An 18,537-nucleotide genomic window follows, 5' to 3' on the forward strand; every position below is an offset into this window, starting at 1 on the left:
CGAACCGACACGGCCGAGCGAATCGACGGGGTAGAGAGCCAGGAGACCGAAACCGAGCGACGGGCGGAAGGGCTCCAGATTCTACTGATCGAGGACAATCCGGGCGACGCTCGTCTGATCGAGGAGATGCTCAAAAACACCGAAGAGCTCGCCCAGCGCGTCAGTACCGACGAATCGGCCGACCAGCCGCCGGAGACGGTCCGCGAGACGCGTCTCAAGGAGGGTCTCGATCGGTTACAATCCGATCCGGTCGATCTCGTGTTGTTGGACCTCAACCTCCCGGACAGCGAGGGGTTGCGGACGCTCGAGACGGTCTCCGAGCGAGGTGACGAGACGCCGATCGTCGTGTTGACCGGACTCAGAGATCAGCAAGTCGGTGTTCGAGCGATTCAACGAGGCGCAGAGGACTTCCTCGTCAAAGACGAGGTGACGAGCGAGTTGCTAGTCCGGACGATCCACCACGCGATCGAGCGGGCCCGACAGAAACGCCAACGCCGCCAACAACGCGAGCAGTTAGAGGCACTAAACCGGCTGAATCGGATCGGACACGACATCACACACGCCGTGATCACGACGGAGACGAGGGCCGAACTCGAGCAACGGGTGTGTGACCGTCTCGCCGAATCCGATGCCTACCGTTTCGCCTGGATCGGCGGCGTCAATCCCGGCAGTGACCGCGTGGTTCCCAAGGCGGCCGCTGGCGTCGAAGACGGCTACCTCGAGAACGTCGAGATCACGGTCAACGAGGACGATCCGGCCGGACAGGGACCCTCGGGAACGGCGATCCGGACCGGATCGGTCCAGGTCATGAGCGACGTACATACGACCCCAGAGTACGAGCCGTGGCGCGAGGAGGCCAGAGAACGCGGATATCAGTCGTCGGTCGCGATCCCCATCGTCCACGAGGATCTCGTCTACGGCGTCTTGAACGTCTACTCGTCGTCGCCACGAGCGTTTACCGGCCCCGAGACGACGATTCTCGCCCGCATCGGCGACATCATCGCCCACGCGATCACGGCGATCGAGCGCCGGGACGCACTCGTCAGCGACGCGGTCGTCGAACTCGAGTTCCGAGTCGACGAACTCGCCGAGCCGCTGATCGCACTCTCCCAGGAGGAGTCCTGTCGCGTCGAGATCGAACAGCTGATCCGCGGTGACGACACGCTGTTGGCCTACGGTTCGGCTCACGAGGTCTCACAGGAGACGTTCCGCGACGTGGTCGAGACCGCCGAAGGCGTCGACGACGTTCGATTCCTGGCGGTCAGACGCGACGAGTTCGAGTTCGAACTCGTCGCACCCGCCGCGATGTCGTTGCTCGAGTCGATCGCGACACACGGCGGACGAGTCGACTCCGCGACGATCGAGGACGGCGAGTTCCGCTTCGTCGTCGAACTCCCGCGTGGGCGAGACACTCGACAAATGATCGAAATCATCAGAGAAGAGCGCCCCGACGCCACCTACCTCGCACAGCGGACCACCGAGCGAAGCGATCGAAGCGACGCGAGCACTCCCGGCGTGCTCGAGAACGAACTCACCGAAAAACAGCGGGCCGCACTCGAGACGGCCTACTTCGCCGGCTACTTCGACTGGCCGCGTGAGAGTACCGGCGAAGAGATCGCCGACCGGCTCGGAATCGCGCCAGCGACGTTCAACCAGCACCTCCGAACCGCCGAACGGAAGTTCTTCGATTCGGTGTTTGGGGGATAGACCGCACCGTCGCGTTCGTCTCGAGCGGACACGACGCGAGTCGGTACTACCGGAACGATAGTAACAACTGAAACGATTCATACGGTTTGCTGTAACGATGTACCGGTGCGACCGCAGGACGGGTCACAGTCGCACCGGAAATGACTGACAGCAGACCGTATCACACACTGATCGTCGATGCGTCTGTCGATCAGGTGTACAAGACGTGCAGTGAGGACCACAGTTCGTAAGCACGAGGAGATGACGTTCGACGACGATCGTCGCATCCGCTTGCTGTCAGTACGTCGGTCGAGAACGGGTGTTGGGTGCGCGAGGGGGTGAGACTCACGCGCTTCGCGGTTCGGTCGCGGCGGATGCCGATTTGGCCGCGTTTCGACCGGTGATCGCGACGACGACCATCGAGAGGCCGGTCGCGAGGAGGCCGATGCCGACGAGGACGCCGATCGCCCAGGACGCGTCGGCGGGAAATCCGATCCAGAGGAGGCCGGCGAGGACGAGCGAGAGGATCCCGCTCGCCGCAACCGACGCCCGTCCGGGCTGGTCGTCCATTCGCATCGCCATCCACAGTTCGGCGACGGCGTCGACCAGCAGGTACGCGATCACCAGAATCGTGAGGGTCACGAGCCCGACGACCGGGTTCACGAGCAAGATCGCCCCCGCAACGATCGAGACGACGGCGAGGGCGACCTGCCAGAGCGAGCCGCTCCACCCGCGTGCGGTAAACGCGTGTGCGCCGTGGACGATCCCGCCGATGACGAGGAGAAGGCCGAGTCCTACCGTTACCGAAAGGCCCGTAACCACCGGAAACGCAACCGCGAGGAGGCCGATCAGGCCGATCACACCGCCCGCGATGGCGAGCGTCCGCCATCCGCGCTCGAGGGAGTAGCCGTACGATTCGTCGGTTGCTGTCACTGAGTTCATGAGAACACCGACAATGTATACGGCCTGTCAAGACATAAACCTATTTTGCGGTTTTATAGTAGGTCCGACCGGCTGATCGGTCCAGAATATGGTCGAGAGGTCACCAAGATCGATCTTAGGTTGTCGAATGATCAGGCATTCGTCGTCAGTTCCCAGCCCCGTTCCGTTCGGCGAACGACCCCCTCGTCGGCCATTCGCTCGAGCAGTTCGGCGACGACGTCACGAGAGGCTCCGATGTCAGTGCTGAGGTCGCCGACGGACTTGGGTTCCGATCGGACGCTCGCCAGGAGATCCGCGTAAATTCGACTCTCCGGTCCGGCGCCGACCGTCTCGGAGATGTCGTCTAGGACGTCACAGAGTCGCCCCTGTACCCACCGCTGGGCGAGTGAGAGTTCGTTCTCGAGCTGTTCGAGGTCCTCGAGCGTGCATAACAGATCGTCGAGTTCGTCCGCGTTGTCCCAGGAGACGTCGAGCGTGAGGTGTCGACAGGTCGTGATGTCGAAGCTACTGTTTTCGGGGTAGGCGCTCTTGCTCGCGAATCCGTACGGAGAGACGTTGACCTCGAGGCGGACGTTCCGGGCGATGTGAAAGTACTTTCGGCGCTGGTCGTCGACCCGACTCTCCACGAGACCCGCCTCCTCGAGCTTCCGGAGGTGTTCGATGACCGCTTTAGGACTCACGCCGAGATAATCGGAAATCTCGGTTACGTAACACGGTTTCCGGGCGAGCAGTCGAAGGATTCGTCTCCGGTTTTCGTTTCCCAGTAAATCCAACAACGCGGCGGAGTCCATCGAGCGAGCGTATGGTGTCGGCGCTGAAAAGGGTGTCTGCTCGAGCGAAGTCGATCGCGCGGGACACCTACGTGTCGTTCGAGCCGGCATCAGCATCCTGCCTCTCGTTTTCGCCGGAGCGGTCCGGTGGACCGCCGTCGCCGGGTTGGATCGAATCGTCGGCCGAGTTCGTGTTTTCTGACGGGATCGCGTCGCCAGCTGAGTCCGTATCATCGGACGGGGTTACGTCGTCGGCCACCCCGCCGGCGTTCGAATCGTCGTCACCCGAGCCGGCGTTGGCGTCCGACTCCGCCGTTCCGTCGCTCGAGTCGGTATCGCTGGCGGGCGAACTCGAGTCACCGTCCGAGCCGGTGGCCGGATGATCGTCGTACTCGGCGTCGAGAGCGGAATCAGAGCCGACCGACTCGTTCTCTGCTTGTCCCGGTGGCGTCCAGTTTCCGTCTTTTCCGGGAGCCGATTCGTTCTGGCCGGGTGGCGTCCAGTTTCCGTCGCCGGCGAGTCCCGGTGGACCATCGTCGAACTGGCCAAGTCCTGCGATCCCCCGCGCATCGGCGGCGACCGCCGAGCCCGAGAGTTCGGAGGCGTTCGATCGGAGATCGACGAGTCGATTCTCGTCGACGCCCGTTTCGTTCGCTCGCGGGATGGTTCGCTCGAGCGAGCGCTCGAGCGCCGCGATTCCGATAGTGAGTTTCGCCGCCCGCGCCCGGTACTCGCCGGTGGAAACGTTCTCGTCGGCCTCCTCGAGTACCTCGCGTTCGGCCTCGAGCGCCTCGAGTTGTGTCTCCAGGGCGGCCGTTCGATCCGCGACGAGCGCCGCCCGTTCCTCACCCTCTGTGTTCTCGTATTTCGTCTCGAACAGGCCGGATTCGACCGAATTCTCGGCGTCGGCAGCACTCGATTGCATGAACGACGAAACGGAGAGGTTTCCGCCGGGTTCGGTGCTCTCGTTCGACGTCGAATCGAGAGGTGGGGGCGTAGAATCACCGGCGGCGGCCGGTGCGGCCGTCAACCCACACACCACCGCAATCACGAGGAGGACGATCACCCGAGAGGATCTCATCGAAGATAGCTCCCCACGAACGACGTAAAAAGAGCGACAGTCGTTCGAACCGTTTACACGAACGTGCCGACAAACGAGCGTATTCAAAAGCGTTCATGCTTCGTTCACGACTTTTTATTCAATAATCTTCTCTCGATATATAGTGACAGAATCCAAATCATCGCTGGTTTGCCGATTGGAGAAGACGAGACGTTTACCGTTTCCGATACGCTATCGTATCCGACGGATGCTCGACTCGAGCGCCGGATCGGGTGGCCGAGCGGACCAACGAGTTTCGAAACGAGTACACTGATAGCGATACTGTTTAAATCTGTTCGCAAATAGTTATCCCGTCCCGGACCGTGTGCCTAGTTAGCATGTTCGAGGTGTTCTCCGGAAGCTACTATCTCGGACGATTGTACGTGACCCCAACGGACGGGGATAGTGTGGTCATGGATCGAGCGCAACACGAACGCATCAACGAGGAGGTGTACGCGACCGGCGACGGCGTCGAGCGCCTCGACGCGCCGCTGGTGATGAAACTCGAGTCCACCCACTTCCCGGTTCACGGCGACGACGCCGTTCCGTCGAACACGCTCGCCGTCCCGGAGTCGATGCTCGAGGAAACCCGGATTCGAAACCCGCCCTCGCTCCAAGAGGTGTTTCTCGCCCGCCGCGAGCGCGCCCGACAGCTACTCGAGTTCGCCGGGGGTTTGCAACCGGGTGGATATGACTCGTCTCACGACGACGAGACCGCGGGCTGACGCGACGGCGTCTCGGGACGATGACACCGGCTCGGCTGAAGCCGACAGTTTCGATCGCTCCCCCGGAACCTAAAAGTAGCTCCGCTTCGCGTCTACGGCCGGATGTTCGACGTCGACGAGTTGCTCGGACGCGCATCGCTCAGAGAGCGCATCGACGAACTCGAGGAGGAAAACGAGCGACTGCGAAAGCGCTACGAGGCCGAGTCCGATCGTCGCGCGGAGGCGACGACGGCGAGACAGGACGCCGAAGAGCGGATCAACCGTCTCGAGGACCGAATCGCACAACTGGAGGGAGAACTCGAGCGAGCCGGAGAGGACGACGTCGACCTCGAATTTCGACGACGCGATCGGATCGGCGGGGCGGAACTCGCCGAGGCCGTCGATCGGCTCTCGTCGTTTCGAACCGGCCCCGAAGGCGCGCTGACGGCGACGATCGGCGCCGACGAGGCGGTTCGCGATCTCGGCGTCGGTCTCGAGGGCGTCCTCGGTGAGCGCGTCGCCCTCCTCGAGGATGCCACACCGTGTCTGTACTGCGTCGACGACGCCGGTCTCGTCTCGGTCGCCCTGAAACCGCCCGTCGTGCCGACGGTCGAACCGGAGTGGGACGATCGATTCGACCTCGAGCGCGAGTGGTTCCTGCCGACCGGACGCTACGCCCTGGCACTCGTCCGTGCCGACCTGTTCGCGCTCGGCGTCTACGACGGCGACGAACGAATCGAGTACCGGGGCTTCGAGAGCGACGTCAAAGGAAGCCACTCGAAGGGGGGCTTCTCACAGGCGCGATTCGAGCGAATCCGCGACGATCAGATCGACGACCACCTCGAGCGCTGTCGGGAGGCCCTCGCGGAGTACGTCGGAGAGCGCCCACCAGAGGAGCCACTGTACCTGGTCGGCCAGCGCGGCGTCGTCGAGACGCTCGTCGACGAGTCGAGCTTCGAGCCCGACGCGACCGCCGCCGTCGACGCGACCGGGAGTCCGAAATCGGCACTCGAGGACGCGGTCGATTCGTTCTGGACGACGGCTCTGTTGATTCCGTGATCCGAACGGGCGTCTCGTCGGTCGTGTAAGGCCGACGAGTGGTTCGCCCGAGTGTATCTGATTCTTTATGATCGCTCCGTCTGTACCGTGGGTATGCGCGTTGCAATTCTGGCTCACGAGCAGTTTCCCGACCGCGCCAAGACGGCCCTCGGTATCCTCCGATACGCCGACGACGACGTCGTGGCGATTCTCGACCGCGACAATCCGGGAGAGCAGGTTTCATCGTTCGTTTCGGACGTCCAGGACGCGCCGATCGTCGCCGGGATGGACGCCCTCGATCCCGCCGACGTCGATGCGCTCCTGATCGGGATCGCCCCGATCGGTGGCGGCCTCGAGGAGAGCTGGCGCGCGGACGTCAGGACGGCCCTCGAGTACGGCTGTGACGTCGTCTCCGGCCTCCACTACTTCCTCTCGGAGGACGAAGAGTTCGCCCGGCTGGCCGCGGACAACGGCTGTGAACTGCGGGACGTGCGTCGACCGCCGGACGGTCTGGCGGTGAGCGACGGCGTCGCCGGCGACGTCGGCGCCGAGATCATCCTGACCGTCGGCACCGACTGCTCGGTCGGCAAGATGACGACGACGATGGAGTTGGCTCGCGACGCTCGCCAAGCGGGGTACGACGCCGCGGTGATCCCGACGGGACAGACGGGAATCATGATCGAGGGCTGGGGGAACCCGGTCGATCGGGTCGTCAGCGACTTCACCGCGGGGTCGGTCGAGGAGATGATCCTAGAGAAAGGCGACGAGCACGACTACCTCTTCGTCGAGGGCCAGGGGAGTATCGTCCACCCGGCGTACTCGGCGGTCACGTGTGGCATCCTCCACGGCGCGATGCCGGATCGGCTCGTCCTCTGTCACGACGCCGGCCGGGAAGCGATCCACGGCTACGAGTCGTTTCCGCTCCCGCCGATCCGGAGCTACGTCGATCTCTACGAGGACCTCGCCGCGCCGGTCAGCGAGGCGCGGATCGTCGCCGGCGCACTCAACACCGCCGGACTCGACGACGACGCGGCTCGAGCGGCCCTCGAAGGGTATGCCGCCGAACTCGACGCACCCGTGACTGACGTTATTCGGTTCGGAACCGACGATCTGCTCGAGGTACTGCGATGAGTCTCGAGACCGAGTTCCAGCGACGATCGCTCCCGCTCGACCGCCCGTTTACCATCTCGCGGGGGACGACGACCGAGACCGAGGTCGTCACCGTCGAAATCGCCGACGACGAGGGGACGGTCGGCCTCGGCGCCGCGGCGCCGGCCTCACACTACGGGGAAACCGCGGCGACGGTCGAAGCCGTTCTCCCCGATCTGCTCGAAGTCGTCGAGGACGTCGGCGATCCCCACCAACTCGCACGGATCGAGCGCCGAATGCGCGAGCGAGTGAATCGAAACCCATCGGCGCGGACGGCGATCAGCATCGCGTTACACGACCTCGTGGCGAAACGCCTCGAGGTTCCGCTGTACCGGTACTGGGGGTACGACCCGGCGGAGACGCTCGAGACGTCGTTTACGATCGGTCTCGACGAAACGGAGACGATGCGCGAGAAAACCGAGGAGGCAGTCGACGCTGGCTACGGTACGCTGAAGGTCAAACTCGGCACCGACCGCGACGTCGAGATCGTTCGAACGATCCGTGAGGCGGCGCCCGACGCCCGGCTGTTCGTCGACGCGAACGAGGCGTGGACGCCCCGCGAGGCCGTCGCGACGATCGAGCGCCTCGAGGAGTTCGACCTCGAGTTCGTCGAACAGCCCGTTCCGGCGGAGAACCCCGAGGGTCTGCGGTTCGTCTACGAGCGCTCGCCGGTGCCGATCGCGGCCGACGAGTCCTGCGTGACCCTGGCGGATATTCCACGGATCGCCGACCACTGTGACGTCGCGAACCTGAAGCTGATGAAGTGTGGCGGCCTCCTAGAGGCGCGGCGAATGATCCACGCCGCCCGCGCCCACGGTCTCTCCGTCATGCTCGGCTGTATGATCGAGTCGGACGCCTCGATCGCCCCGGCCTGTCACCTCGCGCCGGCGCTCGACTACGCCGACCTCGACGGCGCGCTGTTGCTCGCCGACGATCCCGTCGAGGGAGTTCCGATGCCCGACGGCCGGATCGACCTCGAGACACTGGATCGACCGGGGACGGGCGCCGTCCTCGAGTGACCGGGCGGAAACCGTCGTTCAGGACTCGTTGGTGGACTCCTCGGTGCGTGTGACACCCACCCGACCCTCGTCGTGTTCGAGATCGAATCCGAGTTCGCGGAGACACGCTGGCGCGCGAGCGGTTCCGTGAATCAGCACTTCGACGAGATCGGCGGGTTCGTCGACGTCCGTGCCCAGTCGGAACGAATCGACCGCCTCGAGTGACGCGTCCGCCTCGCGGGCGATCTCGCGGTGATCGAGATAAGAGGTGCCGTGATAGTCCACCCGAAACGACGGGTGACGAACGACGAGCGCGTTCGTCCCGCCCCCGCGCCCGGGGGCGATCGCGACGTCCGCACTGACGCCGAACAGCGACTCGAGGGCGGCGGGCGTCGCGAGCGCGAGGTCGGCCATGACGACGGCGACGGGATCGTCTCCCGCTTCCGGAAGGCGAGCGTCGACCGCCTCGGTCAGCGGACGGTCGTCGACGTCGACGGAAATCGACGGCGGAACCGACTCGAGTTCGTCCTCGAACGACAGCGGCGCGGTCGAGAGGATCGTCGGTACGTGGCCGGTCGCATCGATCGCCGCCAGGACGTCCGCGAGCATGGCTCGAGCGAACCGTGCCCGCTCGGAACGCGTGAGTACGTCCTCGAGGCGGGTCTTCGGCGTCTCGGCGGCGAACGGAACGACGACCTGCATCTCGGCGAGGGTTACCCGCACGCGCTCAAAAGACCGTCGGCTCGGGCGAGAGTAGCCACTGAACGTCATTCCACACCCCTCGCTGTTGGCCACCCGGGAATCGGCTGGAATGAGTCAGTCTCCGGGAGAAGGTTGTAAGCGGCCAGCACGACCGGTGTGGCCGCCAGTTCGCGAGCCGGAGTGCATTGACGGAAAACGACGACTACAGAGGACAAAATCGACGTCCCGTGACGGTCGTTCGTCGAGTGCGACCGGGAGAAAAATCACACAACCCACGACGTCGTGCCCCCCGACACGGCGTTCAGGCGGTCTTCGCCGCCACTCGAGCTCAGAACAGCGGCTCGAGTTCGTCCTCGTCGTCCTCGACGAGTTCCTCTAAGTTCTCCTCGCTTTCGGCCTGGATGTCCTCGATGTTGTCCTGTGCCTCGATCGCGACCTGCTGGAGGCGCTTGATCCGCGGGACGTTCGTGACGCCCGAGAGCAAGATCGCCGCCGCGACCTCCGGTTCGTCGCGCGGGAAGTCCCCGCCACGAACCTCCATGCTCCCGGTTTCCTCCTCGAGCCACTTGCGTCCGCGCTCGATGCCTTTCCGGTTCAAATACTCCGAGGGCCCGGAGAGTACGAGCAGGGCGCGTTCGGTCCCCTCGATCTCACACGGTAACGTGAGCCGACCGAGTGCGGCCTTTCGGACGAGGCTCGTGATCCGGTTGGTCGTGTTCGCGGCGTCCAGATCGTCGTCGCCGCCGTCGTCGGCCGTAAACCGCGAGAGGAGGCCGCCGCCGGTCGTAAGTTCGACGCCCTCGCTCGCGTAGCCGACGGTCGAGACGCCACCGCCCGAGAGCGTATTGATGATCTCGGAGGAGTCGACGACGCTCTCGGCGACCTCCTGGTTGCCGGTCACCTCGCCGGCACCGAAGAGGATGCCGAACCGCCGGACGATCTCCTCGTTGATCTGGTCGTAGCCACCCTCGACGGACTCGCCTGTCTGTCGCCAGGAGTCGTTGTCGAAGACGAGTAAGTTGTCGACCTCACGGACGAACGTCTGGAACGAACGGGCGGCGTTGAGCGTATAGATACCACCCTCGTCCGTTCCGGGAAGGACGCCGAGCCCGTAGACGGGGATCGTATAGATTCGCTTCAGATGTTTTGCCAGCACCGGCGCGCCACCGGAGCCGGTACCACCACCCATCCCGGAGACGATCAGGAACGCGTCGACCTCGTGGGTCGGGATCTGATCGATCGCGTTCTGGACCTCGTCGATGTCCTCCTCGGCGATTTCCGCGCCGAGCTCGTTGTCCGCACCGACGCCGTGGCCCTTCACGCGAGCCTGGCCGATCAGTACGCGATTGTCCTGCGGGATGCGCTCGAGACCCATCAGGTCTGCTTTCGCGGAGTTGACCGCGATCGCAGCCCGGACGATCCCGCCGTTCGTTCGATCGTCGTAGTCGAGAAATCGATCGACGATCTTGCCACCGGCCTGTCCGAATCCGATCATCGCCAGCTTCATTGTTTGTCAGGGGGCTCCGTTGGATTGGACCAGAGCGATTAAGACTATAAGTCTTTTGATGATGTGAATTTCTCGCATAATTTCAGATTACTCGAAACCCGAAGACTGCATCGATTTTCGACCGGCAACCCAAATATGTAAACAATAATATATCGTCTCGAGTACTGTTCTTTATATTATTGTTTCGGCCGGTGAGAGCGAGCGCGACCGCGGCGACACGTACGTCACTCGAGCGGCCACAGACGGTCTGCTATCCGTCAGTTCCGGCCCAACCGCGATCCGGAGGTTGGGTAAATCCGCACACCAAACTGTCTCAGTGGGCGGTCAGATGCTCTCGATCGGCAGTCACACGCCGTCACTCGAGTCGATTCCGAGAAACGAGCCGAGCGTCGTCAACTCGGCCTCGTCGACGCCGAATGCCGTCACATCGTTGGTCGCGACGGTGTTGTCGATCCGAAGCGAGCGCGCCTGATCCGGCCCGAAGGGGACGAACGGGACGGGGTCGGCGAGCCTCAGTCCGATTTTCGCGAACGGCATGGGGATCGGAAGCACGGTGACGGACTTCCCCTCCGCGTCGTACGCGAGTTCGGTCACGTCGGCCAGGGTGAGTACCTGCGGTCCGGCGACCTCGTAGATCTCGCCGACGTGCTCGTCCTCGAGGCCGTCGGCCAGTATCGGGACGAGGTCGCCGACCCAGATCGGCTGGAACCGGGTTCGTCCGCCGCCAGGCAGTCCCGTCACGTACGGCGTCGTCAGCGTCTTCGTAAAGCCGACGAACTCGTCGCCCTCGCCGAAGACGACCGACGGGCGGAAGATGGTCCACGCGAGATCGGAGTTTCTGAGGTACTCCTCGGCTTCCCCTTTCGTGCGGAGGAACTCGGTGTCGGCGTTCGGATCCGCATCGAGTGCGCTCATCTGGACGAACCGATCGGCGCCGCCACTCTCGGCCGCTCGAACGAGATTCTCCGTTCCCCGCAGGTGGACCTCCTCGTGGCTCGTATCCCCCGGTGGCTGAAAGAGCGGCGAGAGCGAGACGAGGTTGACGACCGCGTCGTGTTCTGAGACCGTCTCGGCGATCGAATCGTAGGCACTCACGTCACCCATCGCGAGATCGACCTCGTCCGGGAGACCGTCCCGGTCCGGATTTCGGGAGAGCGCCGTCACCTCGTGTCCCCGGTCGTTCAGTTCCGCACACAGGTTCGATCCGATGAAGCCGGTGCCGCCAGCGACGAGGACTCTCATACGCGTAATCTGACGCTCGAGCGATAAATAGGTACTCGAGAGACGGCAAAATGGGCACGGGAACCCACGGTCGAGCGGAAACCGGAAATCGAGAACAGTACGATACATGTACCCGGACCGACGAGGTTCGGACATGCTCGTCACGCTCGAGGGGCTGGACGGAAGCGGCAAGACGACGGTCTGGGAGACCCTCCGCGACCGGTTTCCGGACGCGACGTTCACGCGGGAGCCGACGGACGACTCCTGGTACGGCGAGGCCGTCTACCGCTCGATCGACGACGACGAGGCCGACCCGCTCGCGGAACTCTTCCTCTACACCGCTGACCACGCCGCTCACCTCTCGAGAGTAGTCGAACCCGCCCTCGATCGCGGCGATCTCGTGATCTCGGATCGATACTCCGACTCCCGCTTTGCCTACCAGGGCGCGACGCTCGAGGCGTGGCGCGAGGGCGCGAGCAAGCGGGGACTCGACGACCCCCTCGAGTACGTCGTCGACGTCCACGAGCCGATCTCGATCGCGCCGGACCTGACGATCTTCCTGGACCTCGACCCGGAGACGGCCGCCGAACGGGCGGGAACGACGAACAAGTTCGAACGCGCCGAGTACCTCGCGTCGGTCCGAGAGAACTACGAACGGCTGATCCAGCGCGAGCCGGATCGGTTCGTCTGCGTCGATGCGACGAAATCGCCGAACGACGTCCTCGATCGAGTCGTGAACGAACTCGAGGCGGCGCTCGAGGACGAGTAGCGAAACGGCCGAGGCTGTCCGTCTCGGTCGAGTCACACAGCCCCCCGATACGATCCACGAAAACCGATACGAGTCGGGAGGAGCGATACGAGTCGGAAACGGTGAGCCACTCGCAGCACAACCGATTTGACGGTCGCCGGTGTGTTCCCCGGCATGCACCGCGTCGTCGGCGAGTACGACCTCGAGGAGACCCGTTTTTCGACGGCCGACGCGCTCGACGTCTACCGCGACGTCGTCCGGGCGAGGCGATTCGACGAACGGGCGATCGCCCTCCAGCGGCGTGGGTGGATGAGCGGCTATCCGCCGTTTCGCGGCCAGGAAGCCTCGCAGGTCGGGGCGGCCCACGCGCTCGCCGACGAGGACTGGCTCGTTCCCACCTACCGATCGAACGCGATGCAGATCGCCTTCGGCGTGCCGATGGCCGACGTCCTCCGCTTTCGCCGCGGCCATCCCGAGTTCGTCTCTGACCACGACCTGAACGTGTTCCCGCAGGCGGTTCCGATCGCCACGCAGATCCCCCACGCGACGGGGCTCGGAATGGCCGCGAGCTACGCCGACAACGGGGAAGCGGTGTGCTGTTACTTCGGTGACGGCGCGACGTCGGAGGGGGACTTTCACGAGGGGCTCAACCTCGCGGGCGTGTTCGACGCACCGGTCGTCTTCTTCTGTGAGAACAACGGGTGGGCGATCTCGCTCCCGCGCGAGCGCCAGACGGCGAGCGAGACGATCGCTCAGAAGGCCAACGCCTACGGCTTCGAGGGCGTCCGCGTCGACGGAAACGATCCCCTCGCCGTCGGCGAAGTCGTCGCGGACGCCCTCGAGTCCGCCAGAGCGGGCGAACCCGTCCTCGTCGAGAGTCTGACCTATCGCCAGGGGGCTCACACCACCAGCGACGATCCCTCCCGGTACCGCGCGGACGACGCGGACCGTCCCGCCTGGCGCACCGCGGATCCCCTCGAGCGCTACGAGGAGTATCTCCGCGAACACGGCGTATTGGACGACGACCGCGTCGAGTCGATCCGCGAGGCGGCCGACGCGGAGATCGACGAGGCGGTGGAGGCGGCCGAAACGACGCCCGATCCCGATCCGGCAGACGTGTTCGATCCGGTGTACGACGAGCGCCCGCCACGGCTCGAGGCCCAAAATCGCTGGCTCGAGACGTTCGTCGCCGACCGCAGGACGGACGATCTCGAGTTCGAGTGAGACGGTTTGCTGTCGGTCAGTTCCGGCCCAACCGCGTCCCGGGCGGCGGTTGCAGCGGTGGACTCGCTGCACTCTTCCACCGAGACTCGTCTCACACAGTTCGACTCACCGCCGGGACATCGGGACAGGAATCCGTATGAGCGGCGGCGTGATTCCGGCCGAGAAATCGGCGCTAATCCATCGCGATGTACGTCTTCGTGTCGGTCACGCCCTCGAGGCCCTGAACGCCCGAGGAAACCGCCTGGAGAACGTCGTAGACCTCGTCGGCGTCGACCTCCGCGATGATGTCGTAGTTGCCCGCGACGATGTGGGCGGCGGAGACGGCCTCGATCTCTCTGATCGCCTCGAGGAGTCCTTCGGACTTTCCGGCGGCCGTCTTCACCATGATGAACGCGTGAACCATCGGTCGCTGGTGTGGTACTCCCTGGCACGACTAAAGCCTTTGCCCGAGAGCGCGCACCGAGTGTGTCACACCGGGGCAAACTTATTGACGGGGGGCGGCGTATCGGTTTCCATGCGGTTCGTGATTATCGGCGCTGGACGGGTCGGTCTGCGGACGGCGCGCGTCCTGCGCGACGAAGGCCACGAGGTGACGCTGATCGAACGCGACGAAGCGAGGATCAGACGCGCCCGTAATCAGGAGTTTCCAGTCGTCGAAGGCGACGGCTCGCGGGAGTCGATTCTCGAGGACGCCGGTATCGCGAACGCTGACGTGTTAGGTGCGCTGACGGGCGATCTGAACGTGAACTTCACCGCCTGCATGATCGCCAAACACTACGGCTGTCGGACGGTCTTGCGCATCGACGAGGGCTACCGCGAGGAGATCTACCGCAAGTACGCCGACGAGGTCGACGAGGTAATCTACCCCGAACGTCTCGGCGCGATCGGCGCCAAAAACGCCCTGCTCGGCGGGACCATCCGCGCGGTTGCCGACGTCGCGCCGAGCCTGCAGGTCGTCGAGTTGACCGTCACGGACGCGGCGCCGGTAAACGGCTACACGATGGGCGAACTGGAACTTCCCGCCGACGCGACCGTCCTCGCGTTCGGAAAAGAGGGTGCCGATCTCGAGATTCCCTCCCCCGACGAGTCCCTCGAGCTTGGCGACAGGATCGTCGTGCTGGCGGATTTCGACGTGTTGAGCGACGTCAGACAACTGCTCGTCGGCGAGAGCGCGGAGCGTGCGACGGCAAACGCGGGCACAGGAGGTGTCAACTGATGGTTACAGCATTCGTCATGATCAAAGCGAACACGGGCGAGGCGGATCGACTGCGGGACGAAATCGAAGCGATCGACGGCGTCGAGTCGGCCCACATCGTCGCCGGCGACGTCGACATCATCGCGAAGGCACGAGTCGAGACGCCGGCGGAAGTCAAGAACATCGCGGCGACCCAGATCCAAGGAATCGACGGTATCGAGGACACCCAGACGTACATCGCGATGGACTAGAGACGAACTTTTGCTCTGCGGGTGCGCCTTCGGCGCACCCTCGGTAAAATCTCGAGAGAGCAAAGCTCTCTCGGACCTCGCGGAATCTTCGATTCCGCTTAGTTTCGATGAAAAGCACCGGGAGGCGTAAACGCCTCCCGAGCTCTCGTTCACTCCGTTCACGAGAACACTCCCCCCTCCGTTCGTTCCTTCCAGTCACTCACATCGGTCGTCGGCCCGCTCGCTCAGCCTGCGGTTTCGCTCGCGGTGAGATTCGATTAATTGCCTGCCCTTCCCCGGGTCGTGCGCCGCTCGCAATGCTCGCGGCGCACTCCCGGCCAGAAAACTCCGTTCTCGTGGTTCAGCCAACGAGTCACATCGGCATACCGCCACTGCCACCCCGACCGTTCTCGGATCCGTCGCCTTCGGCCGCCTGCTGGCCGCGGTTCTGGGCGTTCTCGAGCAGCGTCGCCGCCGCGCCGCGGTACTCGTAACCGGGAACGATCCCCTGGGCGAACGTCCCCTCGACGTACTCGACGAGCACCTTGGCGTCCTCGACGCCCTCGCGGGCGTTCCAGGCGGCGTACTCGAGTGTCACGCGAACCTCGTCGCCGTCGCGTTCGACGATCGGATCGTCGTGGGTGCTCGCGTGGGCGACGGTAAAGACGTCTGCGAGGCGGCGCTCGAAGGTGTCGAACCAGCCGTCATCGACGACGGGTGCGACGGTCTCGTTCGCCACGGCGGTGTCGAGCGTCGGCAGGGTGACGAGGACCGAAAACCGGCCGTCACGTTCGTCGTCCGTCTCCGTCGCGGTCACGGTGGTCTCGAAGACGGTCGTCTCGAGTTCGTAGCCGTCGTCGGACGGTGCGAACGCGTCGTGGTCCTCGAGTGCGCGTTCGACCGACGTCGGAAGGGGAGTCATTATCGGACAGAACGGCCGTGAGCGAAAAGGGTGTTACGTTTGTCCCGATCCGGCGAAGAGATCAGCGGACGGCGATTGGGTGTCCGGAACCGTTTCGGATCGTTTCATCGCACAGTGGTCGGTTTCCGTCGAAAACGCCCCGTATAACTACAACGGATATCGACGTGTTTCGTTGGCATGTCCATCGACAGACACGCCGCCGAACGTCGCCGCTTCGCACGTCTTCTCGGAATCGACGGGGAACTCGGTTCCGGCCTGCCGATCGGTGGCGCCTCCGAGCGAGCCGTCGAGACGAAACCCGGCGAACGGCACGTCCCCGAGAACCGACGCGAAACGGGGAAAGCACGCGTACGCGAAGCGATAGTTCAGCCATCGGACGAGACGAGCAAATCGCGGCTCGAGCGAGGAGACGAAGCTCTCCGATCGTAAGCCAACGCCATCGCGGTATGACAGTCAGTGTAAATCCGGTCGCAGGCCAGTGTGCGATCGGTGTACAAACGGGTTCAGACGGATTCCTGTGCCGATTTCCCGGCCCAACCGCGACCCGTGCGGGTCACGGTTGGGCCGGAACTGACCGACAGCAAACCGTATCAGTCGTTACTCTCGGGAACTCTCTCGATTCTCGAGAAACGAGTTGACCGCCGTCGCGACCTCCTCGAAGTCCTTGACCGTGAGGCCGTCGGTCGTGACGAAGACGCCGTCGCTCTCGGAGGTGACTCGGATCAGAAAGCCGTTATCGAAGACGCGGATGGTGTAGTTGTAGTCGCCGAGTTCGGTGCCCTCGTAGGCGGTCTGGGCCGTCTTGAACCCGCGCCACTCGTGGCCGATGAACGTCGAGAGATCCGCATCGCGCTCGAGATCCTCACGGAGGTAGACCTGCTCGAAGTCGTCGCGGGTGAAGTAGGTGACCGACCGGAGGCTGTCGCCGATAGCCGTTCGACAGGTCGTGACGATCTGCTCCGCTGCCGCTGACGTGAGTAGCCCTGTGGCCATATCGAAGTGGTCGAACCCCGGGACCTTAACGCCGGGGGCAGGTGTCAGGTGGGTGAAAACGAGGCAACGCCACCGAACCTGACGGACAGCAGACCGTCTCAGCTGGCCGTTTCGATCGCCTGCTCGAGGTCGGCGATCACGTCGTCGACGTCCTCGATGCCGACTGAGATGCGGACGAGGTCGTCCGTGGTGCCACTCGCCAGTTTCTCCTCCTCGGTGAGTTGCTGGTGTGTGGTACTCGCGGGGTGGATGATCAGCGACTTCGCGTCGCCGACGTTGGCCAGCAGGCTGAACAGTTCGACCTCGTTACAGACAGTTTCGGCGGCATCGTACCCGCCCTCGAGGCCGAACGTGATCATGCCGCCATACCCGCCCTCGAGGTACTTCTCGGCGTTCCCGTGAGTCTCGTGGCTCTCGAGGCCGGGGTAGTTGACCCACGATACCGCGTCGTGGCCCTCGAGGAACTCGGCGACGGCCATGGCGTTCTCGGAGTGTTTCTCCATGCGCAGGGGAAGCGACTCGAGTTTCTGGAGTGTAACCCAGGCGTCGAACGGCGACTGCTGGTTGCCCAGGTCGCGCAGGCCCCGCGTTCGGGCGACGACGGAGAATGCGGCGTCGCCGAACGTCTCGTAGAAGTTGACGCCGTGGTAGGCGGGATTGGCCTCGGTAATCTCGGGATAATTGCCCTCGTCCCACGGGAACGAGCCGCCGTCGACGAGGATGCCGCCGACGGTCGAACCGGCGCCGTGGATCCACTTGGTCGTCGAGTTCCAGACGAGATCCGCGCCGTGTTCCAGCGGGCGGCACAGATACGGCGTCGCGAAGGTGTTATCGACGAACAGCGGCACGTCGTGGTCGTGTGCGATGTCGGCGATGCGCTCGATGTCGGGGGTGACGAGCGCCGGATTGCCGATCGTCTCGAGGTGGACGAACGCGGTGTCGTCGTCGATGGCCTCCTCGTAGGCGTCGTAGTCGAGCGTGTCGACGAATTTCGTCTCGATGCCCCGTTTCGCGACGGTGTGGGTGAGGTAGGTGTAGGTGCCGCCGTACAGCGACGACGCGCTCACGATGTTGTCGCCGACGTCCGCCAGAATGAACGTCGCGAGGTCGAACGCGGCCATCCCCGACGAGGTCGCGAGTGCGGCGGCGCCGCCCTCGAGGGTCGCGATGCGCTCCTCTAACATCGCGTTCGTCGGGTTCATGATGCGCGAATAGATGTTGCCGGCTTCCTCCAGACCGAACAGGGCGGCGGCGTGGTCGGTGTCCTCGAACTCGTAGGATGTCGTCTGGTACAGCGGTGGGGCGCGTGCACCCGTCGTCGGATCGGCCTCCTGTCCGGCGTGGATGCTGTCGGTCGCGAACTCGTGGTCGGTTGGATCGTCGCTCATATCTGTGTCCCACTCAGGGGA

20 protein-coding genes are annotated in these 18,537 nt (G+C 64.2%); 10 read left to right on the top strand and 10 right to left on the bottom strand.

The annotated features are described in order from the left end of the window. Positions 1–21: 21 nt before the first annotated feature. Complete coding sequence (locus AB7C87_RS20345) at positions 22–1,707, top strand: bacterio-opsin activator domain-containing protein (protein ID WP_369731436.1); 1,686 nt, start codon at positions 22–24, stop codon at positions 1,705–1,707. A gap of 324 nt (positions 1,708–2,031) precedes the next feature. Here AB7C87_RS20345 and AB7C87_RS20350 read toward each other — a convergent pair whose 3' ends face one another. From AB7C87_RS20350 to AB7C87_RS20360, 3 genes are all read right to left on the bottom strand, one after another. Next, a complete protein-coding gene (locus AB7C87_RS20350; RefSeq protein ID WP_369731340.1) occupies positions 2,032–2,628 on the bottom strand; it encodes an HdeD family acid-resistance protein in 597 nt (198 codons plus the stop codon). Between the two features lie 131 nt (positions 2,629–2,759). Next, the gene (locus AB7C87_RS20355) at positions 2,760–3,419 is read right to left on the bottom strand and encodes an ArsR/SmtB family transcription factor (RefSeq protein WP_369731341.1); all 660 of its coding nucleotides are present in this window, start codon (positions 3,417–3,419) and stop codon (positions 2,760–2,762) included. 67 nt (positions 3,420–3,486) lie between these two features. Beyond that, positions 3,487–4,479 (bottom strand): hypothetical protein, encoded by a 993-nt coding sequence (locus tag AB7C87_RS20360; protein ID WP_369731342.1) that lies wholly within the window; start codon positions 4,477–4,479, stop codon positions 3,487–3,489. A gap of 356 nt (positions 4,480–4,835) precedes the next feature. Here AB7C87_RS20360 and AB7C87_RS20365 point away from each other — a divergent pair, with 356 nt between their 5' ends. The 4 genes from AB7C87_RS20365 (at position 4,836) to AB7C87_RS20380 (ending at position 8,407) form a co-directional block, all read left to right on the top strand. Beyond that, positions 4,836–5,222 carry a DUF5802 family protein gene (locus AB7C87_RS20365; RefSeq protein WP_369731343.1) on the top strand — a complete coding sequence of 129 codons (387 nt, stop codon included), beginning with the start codon at positions 4,836–4,838 and terminating at the stop codon, positions 5,220–5,222. 102 nt (positions 5,223–5,324) lie between these two features. Continuing rightward, positions 5,325–6,260, top strand: coding sequence for a Vms1/Ankzf1 family peptidyl-tRNA hydrolase (locus tag AB7C87_RS20370; RefSeq protein WP_369731344.1), 936 nt, complete (start codon positions 5,325–5,327; stop codon positions 6,258–6,260). 93 nt (positions 6,261–6,353) lie between these two features. Beyond that, a complete protein-coding gene (locus tag AB7C87_RS20375; RefSeq protein ID WP_369731346.1) occupies positions 6,354–7,370 on the top strand; it encodes an N-acetyltransferase DgcN family protein in 1,017 nt (338 codons plus the stop codon). Beyond that, the gene (locus AB7C87_RS20380; RefSeq protein WP_369731347.1) at positions 7,367–8,407 is read left to right on the top strand and encodes a dipeptide epimerase; all 1,041 of its coding nucleotides are present in this window, start codon (positions 7,367–7,369) and stop codon (positions 8,405–8,407) included. The genes AB7C87_RS20375 and AB7C87_RS20380 overlap by 4 nt, the downstream gene beginning before the upstream one ends. Before the next feature lie 18 nt (positions 8,408–8,425). On the opposite strand, the gene cofC is transcribed toward AB7C87_RS20380, so the two are convergent. From cofC to AB7C87_RS20395, 3 genes are all read right to left on the bottom strand, one after another. Continuing rightward, positions 8,426–9,088 (bottom strand): 2-phospho-L-lactate guanylyltransferase, encoded by a 663-nt coding sequence (gene cofC / locus AB7C87_RS20385; RefSeq protein WP_369731437.1) that lies wholly within the window; start codon positions 9,086–9,088, stop codon positions 8,426–8,428. A 328-nt stretch (positions 9,089–9,416) separates the two neighbouring features. Then, positions 9,417–10,595, bottom strand: a complete 1,179-nt coding sequence (locus AB7C87_RS20390; protein WP_369731348.1) for a tubulin/FtsZ family protein — start codon at positions 10,593–10,595, stop codon at positions 9,417–9,419. 345 nt (positions 10,596–10,940) lie between these two features. Further along, positions 10,941–11,837 carry a complex I NDUFA9 subunit family protein gene (locus tag AB7C87_RS20395; RefSeq protein ID WP_369731349.1) on the bottom strand — a complete coding sequence of 299 codons (897 nt, stop codon included), beginning with the start codon at positions 11,835–11,837 and terminating at the stop codon, positions 10,941–10,943. A gap of 133 nt (positions 11,838–11,970) precedes the next feature. Between AB7C87_RS20395 and tmk the strand changes: the two genes are divergently transcribed. Next, positions 11,971–12,585, top strand: coding sequence for a dTMP kinase (gene tmk, locus AB7C87_RS20400; RefSeq protein ID WP_369731350.1), 615 nt, complete (start codon positions 11,971–11,973; stop codon positions 12,583–12,585). 153 nt (positions 12,586–12,738) lie between these two features. Continuing rightward, complete coding sequence (pdhA, locus tag AB7C87_RS20405; protein ID WP_369731351.1) at positions 12,739–13,788, top strand: pyruvate dehydrogenase (acetyl-transferring) E1 component subunit alpha; 1,050 nt, start codon at positions 12,739–12,741, stop codon at positions 13,786–13,788. Positions 13,789–13,960: 172 nt separating this feature from the next. Here the strand turns inward: pdhA and AB7C87_RS20410 are convergent, their stop codons facing one another. After that, positions 13,961–14,191 (bottom strand): Lrp/AsnC ligand binding domain-containing protein, encoded by a 231-nt coding sequence (locus AB7C87_RS20410; protein WP_369731352.1) that lies wholly within the window; start codon positions 14,189–14,191, stop codon positions 13,961–13,963. 111 nt (positions 14,192–14,302) lie between these two features. On the opposite strand from AB7C87_RS20410, the gene AB7C87_RS20415 reads away from it, so the two are divergent. Then, positions 14,303–15,004: a potassium channel family protein gene (locus AB7C87_RS20415; RefSeq protein WP_369731353.1), complete on the top strand. Its 702-nt coding sequence runs from the start codon at positions 14,303–14,305 to the stop codon at positions 15,002–15,004. Beyond that, positions 15,004–15,234: an Lrp/AsnC family transcriptional regulator gene (locus AB7C87_RS20420; protein WP_369731354.1), complete on the top strand. Its 231-nt coding sequence runs from the start codon at positions 15,004–15,006 to the stop codon at positions 15,232–15,234. The genes AB7C87_RS20415 and AB7C87_RS20420 overlap by 1 nt, the downstream gene beginning before the upstream one ends. 352 nt (positions 15,235–15,586) lie before the next feature. On the opposite strand, the gene AB7C87_RS20425 is transcribed toward AB7C87_RS20420, so the two are convergent. Continuing rightward, positions 15,587–16,135, bottom strand: a complete 549-nt coding sequence (locus AB7C87_RS20425) for a DUF5813 family protein (RefSeq protein ID WP_369731355.1) — start codon at positions 16,133–16,135, stop codon at positions 15,587–15,589. Positions 16,136–16,312: 177 nt separating this feature from the next. Between AB7C87_RS20425 and AB7C87_RS20430 the strand changes: the two genes are divergently transcribed. After that, positions 16,313–16,564: a hypothetical protein gene (locus tag AB7C87_RS20430; protein ID WP_369731357.1), complete on the top strand. Its 252-nt coding sequence runs from the start codon at positions 16,313–16,315 to the stop codon at positions 16,562–16,564. Between the two features lie 168 nt (positions 16,565–16,732). Here AB7C87_RS20430 and AB7C87_RS20435 read toward each other — a convergent pair whose 3' ends face one another. Beyond that, complete coding sequence (locus tag AB7C87_RS20435; RefSeq protein ID WP_369731358.1) at positions 16,733–17,128, bottom strand: DUF7522 family protein; 396 nt, start codon at positions 17,126–17,128, stop codon at positions 16,733–16,735. A gap of 98 nt (positions 17,129–17,226) precedes the next feature. Next, complete coding sequence (locus AB7C87_RS20440) at positions 17,227–18,516, bottom strand: O-acetylhomoserine aminocarboxypropyltransferase/cysteine synthase family protein (protein WP_369731359.1); 1,290 nt, start codon at positions 18,514–18,516, stop codon at positions 17,227–17,229. Positions 18,517–18,537 lie beyond the last annotated feature (21 nt).

Origin of the sequence: Natrarchaeobius versutus (genome assembly GCF_041205745.1) — an archaeon.
Classification (GTDB): domain Archaea; phylum Halobacteriota; class Halobacteria; order Halobacteriales; family Natrialbaceae; genus Natrarchaeobius; species Natrarchaeobius versutus.